The sequence below is a fragment of the Acidimicrobiia bacterium genome (assembly GCA_036396535.1).
Lineage (GTDB): Bacteria > Actinomycetota > Acidimicrobiia > Spongiisociales > UBA5794 > DASWKR01.
The window spans coordinates 15,102-27,086 of record DASWKR010000017.1 but is presented as its reverse complement, the minus strand read 5'-3'; the positions used below and the strand labels follow the sequence as shown (position 1 = coordinate 27,086).

At 68.0% G+C, this 11,985-nt stretch carries 13 protein-coding genes; 4 read left to right on the top strand and 9 right to left on the bottom strand.

Annotated features, from left to right (window positions below; translation table 11 throughout):
* The first annotated feature begins 94 nt into the window (after nt 1–94).
* Nucleotides 95–526, top strand: coding sequence for an archease (locus VGC47_02530; protein ID HEX9854167.1), 432 nt, complete (start codon nt 95–97; stop codon nt 524–526).
* A 101-nt stretch (nt 527–627) separates the two neighbouring features.
* Here VGC47_02530 and VGC47_02525 read toward each other — a convergent pair whose 3' ends face one another.
* From VGC47_02525 to dnaK, 6 genes are read right to left on the bottom strand one after another with little or no spacing between them, the layout of a single operon-like run.
* Nucleotides 628–1,290, bottom strand: coding sequence for a hypothetical protein (locus VGC47_02525; protein ID HEX9854166.1), 663 nt, complete (start codon nt 1,288–1,290; stop codon nt 628–630).
* Nucleotides 1,291–1,344: 54 nt separating this feature from the next.
* Nucleotides 1,345–1,701, bottom strand: coding sequence for a hypothetical protein (locus VGC47_02520; GenBank protein ID HEX9854165.1), 357 nt, complete (start codon nt 1,699–1,701; stop codon nt 1,345–1,347).
* 27 nt (nt 1,702–1,728) lie between these two features.
* On the bottom strand, nt 1,729–2,127 hold the full coding sequence (locus VGC47_02515; GenBank protein ID HEX9854164.1) for a helix-turn-helix transcriptional regulator: 399 nt from the start codon (nt 2,125–2,127) through the stop codon (nt 1,729–1,731).
* A 3-nt stretch (nt 2,128–2,130) separates the two neighbouring features.
* A complete protein-coding gene (locus tag VGC47_02510) occupies nt 2,131–3,039 on the bottom strand; it encodes a DnaJ C-terminal domain-containing protein (GenBank protein ID HEX9854163.1) in 909 nt (302 codons plus the stop codon).
* Nucleotides 3,036–3,662, bottom strand: a complete 627-nt coding sequence (locus tag VGC47_02505; GenBank protein HEX9854162.1) for a nucleotide exchange factor GrpE — start codon at nt 3,660–3,662, stop codon at nt 3,036–3,038. The genes VGC47_02510 and VGC47_02505 overlap by 4 nt, the downstream gene beginning before the upstream one ends.
* A complete protein-coding gene (dnaK, locus tag VGC47_02500) occupies nt 3,652–5,484 on the bottom strand; it encodes a molecular chaperone DnaK (protein ID HEX9854161.1) in 1,833 nt (610 codons plus the stop codon). Before dnaK ends, VGC47_02505 begins: the two co-directional genes overlap by 11 nt.
* A gap of 182 nt (nt 5,485–5,666) precedes the next feature.
* Here dnaK and VGC47_02495 point away from each other — a divergent pair, with 182 nt between their 5' ends.
* Complete coding sequence (locus VGC47_02495; GenBank protein ID HEX9854160.1) at nt 5,667–7,061, top strand: OmpA family protein; 1,395 nt, start codon at nt 5,667–5,669, stop codon at nt 7,059–7,061.
* Nucleotides 7,062–7,862 (top strand): hypothetical protein, encoded by an 801-nt coding sequence (locus tag VGC47_02490; GenBank protein HEX9854159.1) that lies wholly within the window; start codon nt 7,062–7,064, stop codon nt 7,860–7,862.
* Nucleotides 7,863–7,930: 68 nt separating this feature from the next.
* On the opposite strand, the gene VGC47_02485 is transcribed toward VGC47_02490, so the two are convergent.
* Nucleotides 7,931–9,412 carry a TIGR03560 family F420-dependent LLM class oxidoreductase gene (locus tag VGC47_02485; GenBank protein HEX9854158.1) on the bottom strand — a complete coding sequence of 494 codons (1,482 nt, stop codon included), beginning with the start codon at nt 9,410–9,412 and terminating at the stop codon, nt 7,931–7,933.
* A gap of 58 nt (nt 9,413–9,470) precedes the next feature.
* Between VGC47_02485 and VGC47_02480 the strand changes: the two genes are divergently transcribed.
* A complete protein-coding gene (locus VGC47_02480; protein ID HEX9854157.1) occupies nt 9,471–10,211 on the top strand; it encodes a hypothetical protein in 741 nt (246 codons plus the stop codon).
* A 22-nt stretch (nt 10,212–10,233) separates the two neighbouring features.
* Here VGC47_02480 and VGC47_02475 read toward each other — a convergent pair whose 3' ends face one another.
* Nucleotides 10,234–10,608, bottom strand: coding sequence for a VOC family protein (locus VGC47_02475; GenBank protein ID HEX9854156.1), 375 nt, complete (start codon nt 10,606–10,608; stop codon nt 10,234–10,236).
* Between the two features lie 117 nt (nt 10,609–10,725).
* A complete protein-coding gene (locus VGC47_02470) occupies nt 10,726–11,940 on the bottom strand; it encodes an inositol-3-phosphate synthase (protein ID HEX9854155.1) in 1,215 nt (404 codons plus the stop codon).
* Between the last annotated feature and the right edge of the window lie 45 nt (nt 11,941–11,985).

The window sequence follows — 11,985 nt, the reverse complement described above, 5'->3', positions numbered from 1 at the left end:
AGAAACTTGATAATGGCAATATCAAGATCACGGTTGTCCCTACCTTCGTACGCCGCCCGGGAAAGCCGCACGGCGAGTACCTTCCTGGGCACACGTGCGATACCTGCGACTCGAGCCGGCGAGAGGTGAGCTCCGCGTCAGGGTGTTCGGGACAACGGCGCCCGAGCTGCTGGAGAACGCCGGGTTCGCCGTCTTCGACCTCAGCTACGACCTGTCCAACGTCCCTCCGACGTATTCGCGGCCGATCGTGGCGCCCGGGGACACCCTCGACGACCTGCTCGCCAACTGGGTGTCCGAGCTCGTCGCCTGGAGCACCTCCGAGCTGCTCGTGTGGTCCTACTTCGTCGTCGATCGACTCGAGGAGGGCGGCGTGCAGGGCTCGGCAGCCGGGCTTCCGATCGGCGAGGTTCCTGCCCAGCGCGTCATCGTCAGCGGCGTGTCGGGTGCATCCGTCCTCGCAGGGCCGGATGGATGGAGCGCAGAGCTCAGCCTTGTCACGGCTCCTCGGCTGCGGCCGCTCGCCTGAGCTGGCACGGGCGCCGCGGCCCCTGGTACATCGCGACGAGCCGGCGCCCCGCTGGGTGCGCCGAGCGATGCGGCCGACCATGCGCGCCCCGGCGGCTGGCGTCACATGACGATGCGCTCTCCGTCGTGGCGCTTGATCACGAAGGCGACCACCAGCGACGGCCGGCCCGGCCAGCCCACCAGGGTCCCCCGAGCGGCGTCGTTGCTCAGCCTGCGGTAATCGCTCCACTCGGCACCCCCGCCGTCGGCGACCTCGAGGGTGAGGTTGGGCCTCGGGATGAGGGCGGCTCCTTCGAGGTCGAATCCGTCCATCTCGACGATGGCGAGATCGAGACGATCGCAGGCGTCGATGAGCCTTCTGGCCGTCGCGGTGTCGAAATAGCCCTCGGAGTCGTCATTGCGGTGCGCCGCCTGCTCGTCGAACTCCTCGGCGAGAGCGACCACCGCAGGGTCCTCGTCTTCCCAGTCCTCGTCCTCGGCCTCGCCGTCTGAGGCCTCGTAGGCCGCTTCACCGCTGCGGATGGCATCCTGCAGGACGGCGAAGTCCCCGAACCCGGGTGCCACCATCCGGTCGGCGAGATCCAGGACCCGCAGCAGATCGTGCAGGTCGAGGTCGAACACATCGTCGTCCCGGTCGTGGAAGATCTGCACGATGGAACCCTCGTCCCAGAAGACGAAGCCGACGAACTCGTCGTCGCGCCACAGCTCGACCACGGGCTCTTCGAAGCCTTCGCGCTCGGTCTCGACGAGTCGCAGCGGGATCACGGGCGCGATCTTACGGCGGAGCGCCGTGGTCGATGCTGGGTCGGCCGTCCCGCGTCATGCCGCTGCGGCGATCACGAAGCCGAGCACGAAGTATGCGATTCCGGCGGCGATCGGCAGGTTCGACACGAGCGTCTCGACCCGCGATGTCTCCCAGTTGTATCCGTGGGCGAACAGGTGGATGAGGGAGGCGACGATGGGCCCGATGATCATGACGACGATGCCGAGGCCGATCGTGATGTAGCCGGTCATCGTCCAGATGTCGATCGGCTCGCACCGGACGCCGGTGTCCTTCACCCGGGTGCAGTAGTCGACCCAGCGCGGGCTCGCCCAGCGGCCCGCCAGAGCCGCGACGATGAGTCCGAGGCCGAACAGGAAGGGCAACCGGATCCACCGGTTGCGGAGCGCCTCCATGCCGTCGAGCTTACGCGGCCCGGCGAATCATCGGAGGGGGTCGGGTCGCCGCAGATCGGGCAGATTGCGCCCCACCTCGCCGCCCGGGCCCACCCGAGTGCCCTCACCCGGCGGCGATCCGGCGTACCTGGTCTCGGCTTCGCCGAGCAGGCGACGCAGCCTGTCGACTTGGGAACGGAGCCGCCTGTTCTCCTCCTGGAGCTCGAGGACCTTGCGAACACCCTCGAGGTTGACCCCCGCCGACGTCAGCTCCTGGATGAGCCCGAGGCGCTCCAGATCCTCGTCGGAGTAGCGCCTCGTCCCGCCCGGGGTTCGGTACGGCTCGATCAGTCCCTTGCGCTCGTAGATCCGAAGGGTCTGTGGGTGGACGCCTGCCAATTCGGCGGCTACCGAGATGATGTACACGGCCGATTCACGCCTCGTCACTTCTCACACTCCCAGGTGGGCACGGGGATTCTCGCTCGGGCCGTTGTCCCTGAGCTTCTCGAGCAGCGCCCGCTGCTCGTCCGTCAACTCCTCGGGGACGACCACGGACACCGTGACGAGAAGGTCACCCTTGGTGCCCTTGGCGGTCTCGATCCCTCGGCCGCGGACGCGGAACGTCTTGCCGCTCGGGGTGCCCGGCGGGATGCGCAACCTCACCTTGCCGTCGAGCGTCGGGACGTCGATGTCGGCGCCGAGCGCCGCCTCGGTGAACGTGATGGGCACCTCCACCCTCAGGTCGTCGTCGGTGCGCTCCAATATCGGATGGGGGACGACGTGGATGGTGACGTACAGGTCCCCGCTCGGCCCGCCGAGGGCGCCCGGGGCGCCCTTGCCTCTGAGCCGGATCCTGGCGCCGTCTCTTACGCCCTTCGGGATCTTCACCTTGAAGGTCTGGCCGTCGATCGAAACCTGCTTCGTCGCACCCGAGACGGCGTCGTCGAATCCGAGCGTGAGCTCGGCGGCGACGTCGCGACCTGGGCGGGGCCGCGATGCCGTCCTGCCCGAGAAGAAGTCACCGAGCCCACCGAACAAGTCGAACGGCGAACCACCCGAGCCTCCCTGGCCGAAGAGGTCCTCGACACGCACGTACTGCTGGCCGCCGCCGGGGCCGCCGACGAAGTACCCCATCTGCCTGACGCTGTCGTATTCCTTACGGGTCTCGACGTCACCGAGGACGTCGTACGCCTCGCTGATCTCCTTGAATCGAGCCTCGGCGGACGGATCGTCGCGATTGGCGTCGGGGTGGTACTGCTGGGCGAGCTTCCTGTACGCCTTCTTGACGTCCTTGTCGGAGGCGTCCTTGGGGACGCCGAGAACGGCGTAGTAGTCGGTCTCGACCCACTCCTGCCTCATTGCCCCGAGCTCTCCACGACGACGAGTGACGGCCGGATGACCCGGCCTCCGAGCGTGTACCCACGACGCAGCTCTTGGGTGACGGTGAGGTCGCCATCACCCGCCGTCCCCGAGACCGCCTCGTGCAGCGCAGGGTCGAACGTCGTGCCCACCGCCTCGATCGGCTGGAGCCCCTCCTTGGCGAGCATGTCCATGAGCTGGGTGTGCGTGCCGCGCACCCCATCGAGGATCTTCTCCTCCGTCGGGGTCTGTGTCTCGTACGACAGGGCTGCGTCGAGGCTCTCGAGGCTGGGAAGCAGCCGCTCGACGAGGTGACGGGTCGCCCTGTGCACGACGTCGGCTTGGTCTCGCTCGACGCGTTTGCGGTAGTTGTCGAAGTCGGCGGCTACCCGCTGCAGCGTCTCGAGGTACTCGGCTGCCTCGAGACGAGCCTCGATGAGGGCGCCCAAGAGCTCCTGGCGCGCCGCTTCGGGGTCTGCCGACAGATCGAGCCCGAGCGAGGCCGGGTCGATGTGCGTCGCCTCGATGACCTCGCCGTCGACTGCGGCGAAGTCATCCGCCGAAGTCCCGGCGTCCTCGTGGTCGTCGACGATCTCAGGTTGGTCGAACCGATCAGGACTCATCCGTCTCATCCTCGACTATCTCGGCCTCGACGACATCGCCTTCCCCGTCACCCGGTGCGCCGCTCTCGGTCTCGGTGGACGCCGCCTGGGAAGCCTCGTAGATCCGCTGGCCGAGAACCTGGCTCGAGGTGAGCAGCTCCTCGGTCGCCTTCTGGAGCTCAGCGGTCGACGGATCCTCCGTCAGGAGCTTGCGCACCGCGGTGATCTTGTCCTCGATCGCCGACTTCTCGTCCTCGGCGAGCTTGTCGCCGTGCTCGGCGAGCTGCCTCTCGATCTGGTGGGCCGTGTGATCGGCGTGGTTGCGAGCCTCCGCATGGGTGCGGCGCTCCTCGTCGTCGTTGGCGTGGGTCTCGGCGTCACGCACCATGCGATCGATGTCGTCCTGTGAAAGGGCGGTGCCGCCCGTGATGGTCACCTGCTGCGACTTGCCGGTGCCCAGGTCCTTGGCGGAGACGGACACGATCCCGTTGGCGTCGATGTCGAAGGTCACCTCGATCTGCGGGATGCCGCGCGGCGCCGGCGGGATGCCTGGCAGCTTGAAGCGGCCGAGGGACTTGTTGTCGGCGGCCATCGCCCTCTCGCCTTGGAGAACGTGGATCTCGACCTCCGGCTGGTTGTCGGCCGCGGTGGTGAACTTCTCGCTCCGTCGCGTCGGGATGGTCGTGTTGCGCTCGATCATCTTCGTGAACACGCCGCCCTCTGTCTCGACGCCGAGGGTGAGCGGCGTCACGTCGAGCAGCAGGATGCCCGAGACGTCGCCCTTGAGGACCCCGGCCTGGATGGCGGCCCCGAGCGCCACCACCTCGTCCGGGTTGACGCCTTGATGAGGCTGCTTGCCTGCCAGGTCGCGAACGAGGTCCTGGATCGAAGGCATCCTCGTCGAGCCGCCGACGAGGATGACGTCTTCGATGTCGCCGACGCCGGTGCCCGCATCCTTGAGCGCCTGCTCGAAGGGGTGACGCGTCCTGGCGACGAGGTCCTCGGTCATGCGCTGGAACTCGGATCGGGTGAGCGTCTCCAAAAGGTGGATCGGGCCCTCATTGGTCGCGGTGATGAACGGCAGGTTGATCTCGGTCTCCGAGACCGAGGAGAGCTCGATCTTGGCCTTCTCGGCCGCTTCCTTGAGCCGGGTGAGGGCCATCGGGTCCTTCGACAGGTCGACTCCGTGGGCGTTCTTGAACTCCTTGACGAGCCACTCGATGACCCGCTCGTCCCAGTCGTCGCCTCCCAGGCCGGTGTCGCCACTGGTCGCCTTGACCTCGAAGACCCCCTCGCCGATCTCGAGCACCGAGACGTCGAATGTGCCGCCGCCGAGGTCGTACACGAGGATCTGGTGATCGCTCTTCTTGTCGAGGCCGTATGCCAGGGATGCAGCCGTCGGCTCGTTGACGATGCGGAGAACCTCGAGGCCGGCGATCTGGCCGGCTTCCTTGGTCGCCTGCCGCTGGGCGTCCCCGAAGTACGCCGGAACGGTGATGACCGCCTCGGTGACCTCCTCGCCGAGGAACGCCTCGGCGTCACGCTTCAGCTTCATCAAGATGCGCGCCGAGATCTCCTGGGCGGTGTACTTCTTGCCGTCGACCTCCACGGACCAATCGGTGCCCATGTGGCGCTTGACGGAGCGGATGGTCCTGTCGGGGTTCGTGATGGCCTGGCGCTTCGCCTGGTCGCCCACGAGGACCTCGCCGTTCTTGGCGAAGGCGACGACGGATGGCGTCGTCCGGTGGCCTTCTGCGTTTGCGATGACACGGGGTTCGTTACCCTCGAGGATGGCGACCACCGAATTCGTGGTGCCGAGGTCGATCCCTACGGCTCTTCCCATGAGTGCTCCTTGTGGTGTGAGAGGTCGTGAACGCTTAGTGTAGTGCGACAGTATAACTTGAGTCGACCGTTATCATATTCCTGACATGAATCGGCCGGCAGACGCTCCGACCGGGCCGAACGTGCGGAGCAGCCGTCGACGTGACATCATCTGGCCCTCACTCGCCACCCCCGCGGAGCCCCATGAAGAAGGAGCGGATCCCTGTCGCCGTCTGGTGGCTGCTGGCGCTCTTCGTGGCGCTCACGTTGCTGGCCGTGGTGTGGGGTGTCCCCACGGAAGAGCGCGACCTCGAGCTCCGGGCGGCAGCCGCCGCCGCGGACTCCGGGATCACAGTGCGCCTCGAGGGCAGGGATGCCGTTCTCATCGGCAGCACGGATGCCGTCTCGGCGGACCGGGTGGCCGTTCTGGTTCGGGCGATCAGGGGTGTCAGGGTGGTCGACGACCGTATCCAGCGCACCACCGCGACACCGTCCGCCCCCGGACCGGCCGACGGTAGGCCACCCGAGGTGACGATGGCGCTGCGCGACGGGACGATCGAGATCGCGGGCGTCGTGCCGAGCCAGGCGGCAGCCGACCAGATCGTCGCCGCCGCTGTCGAGCGGTTCGGCGTGACCAACGTCGTGAATGCCCTCGTCGTCGCCCAGTCGACGTCACCCGACTGGCTGGTCGCGGTCCCGACCCTGCTCACCGAGGTCGAGCTCGCCGAAGGGATCATCGCCCTCAGGGAAACGGGGGCGTCGGTTGCGGGCACGGTCCCGTCGGAAGAAGCCAAAGAGGCCGTCGGTCGCCAGGTCGTCGACCTCACCGGACTTCCCGTCGACAACCGGCTCGACGTCGTCCCGCTCGACTCCGTCGTCTTCAGGGCGGTCAAGTCGGACGACGGAGTCGTCACGCTCTCGGGCGCCCTGCCGGACCAGGAGGCTGTCGATCGCATCGTCGGGCGAGCCGTCGAGATCTACGGGGAGGACAGCGTCGTCAGCACGGTGTCGGTCGGCAACGTCGCATCACCGGATTGGCTGGAGGCGCTGCCCGGGATCTTCCCGGCGACGGTCGGGCTCGATCCGTGGAGCGTCGATGTCGCCAACAACGTGCTGACCCTGGAGGGTCGCGGGCCCGACGATGGGACGCTCGGGTCGGCGTCGACAGCCTTCGGCGCCATCGGCGAGACGACGTCGCTCAACGTCGTCACCAAGCTGGAGATCGACTCGGAGTCGGTGGCTGCGGAGCTCACCGAGCTCCTGCGCGGCTCGACGACGTTCCAGGTTGGCAGCGCCGACCTGGCGCCCGAGGCGACCACGCTTCTCGATCAGGCCATCGCCATCCTCCTCGCCAACCCCTCGACGACGCTGCTCGTCGCAGGCCACACGGATGACGTCGGTGACGATGCCGCCAACCTGGCGCTGAGCGAGGCGCGCGCCCAGGTCGTCGTCGACTACTTCGTGGCGGGCGGGGTGGAGGCGAGCAGGCTCAGCGCCATCGGGCTCGGAGAGACGGATCCGATCGCCGACAATGGGACCGAAGAGGGACGAGCCCAGAATCGGCGAATCGAGTTCGTGGTGAACGAAGGAGACGGTTAGGTGTTCCGAGGCACGGCGTATGCGATCGGCGAGATCATCTGGTGGTGCCTCGCTTCCCTCCTCATCGGCTTTCTGATCGGCTGGATGATGCGCCGTTGGTTCCTTCGCGACACGCTGCGGCGCGAGTTCGAGACGAGGCTCGCCGGAGAGAGGGCCAACACGGCGCGCTTCCAGACCGCCCTTGCCGACCGCGACGCGGAAGTGACCGCACTCCTCTCAGAGCTCAAGGCGGCGAGGGAGCGGGCGGACTCCGGCGACGCCGAGAACGTGGCCACCGTGACACGGCTGCGCGGCCGTGTCGCCGAGCTCGAGTCGTCTCAGGCGGCGTCCCGCGACCAGCCGGGAGGTCTCTCATCGAGGATCGCCGACGGCCCGGCGCCGGAGCCTGCGTCTGGAGCACGTGGCGAGCGGGCGGGCGTGCTGGGCGAGGCGACGGGAGGGCCGTCCGAGGGGGAGGATGACGATCCCGATCGGGCTCCGAGCGGCCTCGCCTCACTCTTTCCCGACGAGCCGAGCAGAGAGGACGCCGTCGCCGCCATGGCGGCGATCGCCGAGCGCACGAGGGGCCTGGGGCCGGATGCCGAAGACGACCTCAAGCTCATCCGAGGCATCGGTCCCAAGATCGAGGTCCGCCTCAAGGGCATGGGGATCACCAGCTATCGGCAGATCGCCGGCCTCGATGCCGCCGAGATCGCGGTGGTTGCCGCCGCTCTGGAGTCGTTCCCCGACCGCATCGAGCGCGACGACTGGATCGGGGGAGCGGCAGAGCAGCACCGCCTGAAGTATGGTGAGACGCTGTAGATCCCGCCAGGAACGGTGGGACACGGGGGCCGGTTCTGCCGGCCCTTCGTGTTGTGCCGACGCGCCACTCAGCCGAACGCAGCGATGACCGGCGCCATCGCCTCCACCGACTCGACGGTCGCTCCTCCGGCAGGAGCGACGATGGCGAGCCCCACGCCGGCGTCGGCGAGCCCGCGGAACCGGCCGATGTGGTCTTCGACCGATCCGGCGTTGACCGAGGCCGCAAACTCCGCGGGGCTCTGCGCCCGTGGCCGCAGGCGCTTCGTCTCGTCGGCGACTTGCCGCTGATCGGCGCCGACGAGAACCGGTCCGAGGTGCGAAACCGTGATCTCGGCCGGATCGCGGTCGATCTCCTCGCAGAGCCCGGCGAGGACCTCGCTCTTGCGCCTGACCGAGTCGGCGTCGCCGAAGAAGTTGCACAGCTGGGCGTGGCGCGCCACGAGCGGCAAGGTGCGCCTCTCGCCGGCCCCGCCCACCAGGATGGGTATCCGGTCCTGGATCGGACGTGGATAGCACATGGCTTCCGGCACGCTGACCACCTTGCCCTCGAAGAACGGCGAGCCCGGGCCCCACAGCAAGGGCAAGAGGCGCAGAGCGTCCTCCAGCAGGTCGTACCTCCTCGGCGTTCGGGGGAAGTCGAGCCCGTAGGCCTTGGCTTCCCGCTCGAACCAGCCGATGCCGAGGCCGCAGATGGCGCGGCCTGCGCTGAGCACGTCGAGCGTCGCCACGATCTTGCCGAGATGGGCGATGTTGCGGTATCCGACGCCCGTCACGAGCGTTCCGAGCTTGACGCGCTTCGTGACCGCCGCCATGAACGCCAACGTCGTGTAGCTCTCGGGCATCGGCTCCCACTCCCGCCCGATCTGCGGGATCTGCCGGAAGTGGTCCATCACCCAGATGCTGTCGAATCCCGCTGATTCGGCTGCCTCGGCCACGGAGGCGACGTGCCGGCGCAACGGGGCGTCCGAAGGGAATGACGACAGCTGGAGCCCGAATCGCATGGCGACCGGCTCCTCCCGCTGGGCCCTTGCCGCCAGGGGCGCCTCGGCCATCGAAGGCGGCACGACGTGGGCGGTGGCGACGGATGTGTCCGTGACGATCTCGACTGCGTCGAACCCCTCGTCGTCGAGCAATGGGCGGGTGCGCTTCCAAGCGCTCAGCTGGCGCGACAGCACGGCTTTCGGTATCGGCCGGGGTCGTTCGGCGTTGCGGGCACGACAGGTGTCCGGCGGGGTGTCGAACCCGACGGCGAACACGGGCAGCCCGCCGGCTCGCCCCAGCCCGATCACCTCGGCGCGGCGGTCGGCGTCGAGGCCCGTCGAGTCGATCACGGTGGTGAGCTTGCGGGCGACCCGTCGGCGGACGATCTCGTCGAGGAGGAAGAAGGCGTCCGTTCCGGCCCTCTGGTCGTCGCGGTCGATCCCGACCGTGGCGCGCAGGTCGTCCGACGAGACGACTTCGTTCGGCTCGAAGTGAGCACGCGCCCATGTCGACTTGCCTGCACCCGACGGGCCGACGAGGACGATCACGCTGGGGGTGACCAGGCGCATCGCGCCGAGCGTAGAGAGCCTCGGCTGGAGTGCTCGCTATCTTGGTGCAACCGTGTGGATGCGACGAGCCGCGTTCCCCGCCTTTCTGCTCCTCGTGGCCGCCACGGGGTGCGCCGGCCAGCCGCGTGAGACGCTGCCCACCTATGGCCCTGTCGACGGAACCGTCACGTCGGCGAGCACCACGGTCGCTCCGGTCGCAGGCGTCGCCGACGCGTCGCGCCGCAGGCTGTGCCCCACGGTCGAGAAGTTGCTGCTCCTCGACACGGGAGGAAACCAGGACAGGGTCTCGGCGGTCGTCGCGGCGAGCCGAGACCTCGTCGAGGAGGCCCGCTCGCTGGCGCCCGATCCGCTCGTCGACGCCATGGATCTGTGGGCGCAGGCGAGGATCGCCGGCCTCGACCTCATCACTGAAGCCGACTACGTCGTCGACGACGTCGACCTCGACGATCCCAGGTGGGTCGCCCTCACCGGGCCCGCCGTGGTGCCGATCGACGAGCTCCTGGCGGCCTACTGCGATCCGGACAGCCGGGACATCGGCGACGTTCCAGAGGCGGCGCGCTTTCCGGGCGTCCTCCTCCCCGACCTGGCGACGTTCGACCAGGCGACGCCGAACGGCCTGGTGGTGCGCTCGCTGGGAGAGCTCGACGACCTCGTCGACGCGTACACCGCGCTGTTCGACGTCCCGCAGCGCGTCGAGGAAGGGTGGGAGTTCACCGGCACGTACGCCGGCGAGCGCTACCGGATCGTCGTCGGAGACGAAGGGCTCGGCTCGCGGGTTGCGATCACGGCACTGACATGACGACGGGTGCGCGGCGACCCGCCTATGGCATCTCCGTGGCCTCGTAGATGCAGAACTCGTTGCCCTGGGGGTCGCGCATCACCGTCCACGTCGGATAGCCGGGAACATCCTGCTCGTGGACGACCGACCCCCCGAGGTCGACGACGAGTCCCTCGAAGCCCTTGCGGTCGGGGACCTTGACATCGAGGTGGAGCCGGTTCTTGCCGACCTTCGACTCGGGGACCAGCTGGAACGCCAGGCGAGGACCGGCCTCGTCGAAGCGTGACAGATAGGCGTACGTCGCATCGCGGTGCACGACATCCATGCCGAGGATGCGCGTCCAGAACCCGACGGCCTCATCGAGGTCCGTCGTGTCGTGCATGATGGTTGTCACCAGTCCGGTCGGTTCTGCATCCACCGGCTCGAGGTTACGCCACCGAGGAGTACGGTCGCACCGGGCGTCCGCAGTCCGGCTGCACTCTTCCTGGAGACGGTCGAGCAGAGGGCGAAGCCCGTCCGCTGCGCGCCTCCGGAGTCAAAGAGTTGCGGCGATCTCCAGCAAGGCGGCGTCCAGCATGCGGCGTTGCTCGAAGAGATCGTGAATCGGCTCGGAGCCTTCGGTTTGCGGGCTCTTGAAGTAGAAGCTCAGCCACTCCTGTGCCCCGCTCTTGCCTGCTCTGGCAGCCAGATCCATGAACAGCGCCAGATCGAGGGCGAGCGGCGCAGCCAGGATCGAGTCGCGGCACAAGAAGTCGACCTTGATCTGCATCGGGTAACCGAGCCAGCCGAACAGGTCGATGTTGTCCCAACCCTCCTTGGCGTCTCCCGCCGGCGGGTAGTAGTTGATGCGCACTTGGTGCGTGATGTCGCCGTAGAGCTCGGGCTGGCTGTCTGGCTTGAGGAGTTGATCGAGCACGCCGAGCTTCGACACCTCCTTCGAGCGGAAGCTCTCCGGATCGTCGAGCACCAGGCCATCGCGGTTGCCGAGGATGTTGCTCGAGAACCAGCCGCGCAGCCCGAGCACCCGATCGCGGATGCCGGGGGCGATGATCGTCTTCATGAGCGTCTGGCCGGTCTTGTAGTCCTTGCCGGCGACAGGCGTCCCGGTCTGGTGGGCGAGCTCGAGGAGCGCCGGGGTGTCGACCGTGACATTCGGTGCGCCGTTCACGTAGGGCACCCCGCTGCGCAGGGCGGCATACGCATAGATCTGGCTGGGGGCGATGTCGGGATGCGACTCCTTGAGACCCCGCTCGAAGTCGGCGAGCGAGGCGTGGACCTCTCCGGCCGGGCGGTAGACCTCGGTGCTTCCGCACCAGACCATCACCTTGCGCTTCGCCTGGAAGGCGGCGATGTCGTCAGCGATCGCATCGGCGAGCTCCATCTTCGTGGCCTCGCTCTTGGCGTTGTTGGTGCCTTCGAGGTTGCGCACCCACTCCCTGTCGAACACCGCCGTCATCGGCACGACCGACTCGAGAGCGGCGCGAGCCGCTTCGAGGTGGGCCGGGCTCAAGACCTCAGCCTTCGTCGCCGCTTCGTAGCCGTTGTCTCGATACGGGTCCCAAGCGCCGAATGCGACGTCGGCGAGCGCCGGCACGGGTACCAAGTCCTTGACCGGTCTCCCGTCGATCTGGCCGAGCTGAGAGAGCGATCCGACGGCGGGGGCGCCTTGCTTGGCCAGCTCGACACCTGCGATCAGGGTCGTGCTCACGGCGCCGAGGCCTGGTGTGAGGATGCCGAGTTCGGCTGGCATGTTGTTCGGACCTCCTCCGAGGGGGCGATGCGTCAACGGTATCCC

Coding starts and splice junctions, on each gene's coding strand:
- VGC47_02510 (HEX9854163.1), bottom strand. CDS start 3,039: ATGAGGCAGGAGTGGGTCGAGACCGACTACTACGCCGTTCTCGGCGTC.
- VGC47_02485 (HEX9854158.1), bottom strand. CDS start 9,412: ATGCGCCTGGTCACCCCCAGCGTGATCGTCCTCGTCGGCCCGTCGGGT.
- VGC47_02470 (HEX9854155.1), bottom strand. CDS start 11,940: ATGCCAGCCGAACTCGGCATCCTCACACCAGGCCTCGGCGCCGTGAGC.
- VGC47_02495 (HEX9854160.1), top strand. CDS start 5,667: ATGAAGAAGGAGCGGATCCCTGTCGCCGTCTGGTGGCTGCTGGCGCTC.
- VGC47_02480 (HEX9854157.1), top strand. CDS start 9,471: ATGCGACGAGCCGCGTTCCCCGCCTTTCTGCTCCTCGTGGCCGCCACG.
- dnaK (HEX9854161.1), bottom strand. CDS start 5,484: ATGGGAAGAGCCGTAGGGATCGACCTCGGCACCACGAATTCGGTGGTC.
- VGC47_02505 (HEX9854162.1), bottom strand. CDS start 3,662: ATGAGTCCTGATCGGTTCGACCAACCTGAGATCGTCGACGACCACGAG.
- VGC47_02520 (HEX9854165.1), bottom strand. CDS start 1,701: ATGGAGGCGCTCCGCAACCGGTGGATCCGGTTGCCCTTCCTGTTCGGC.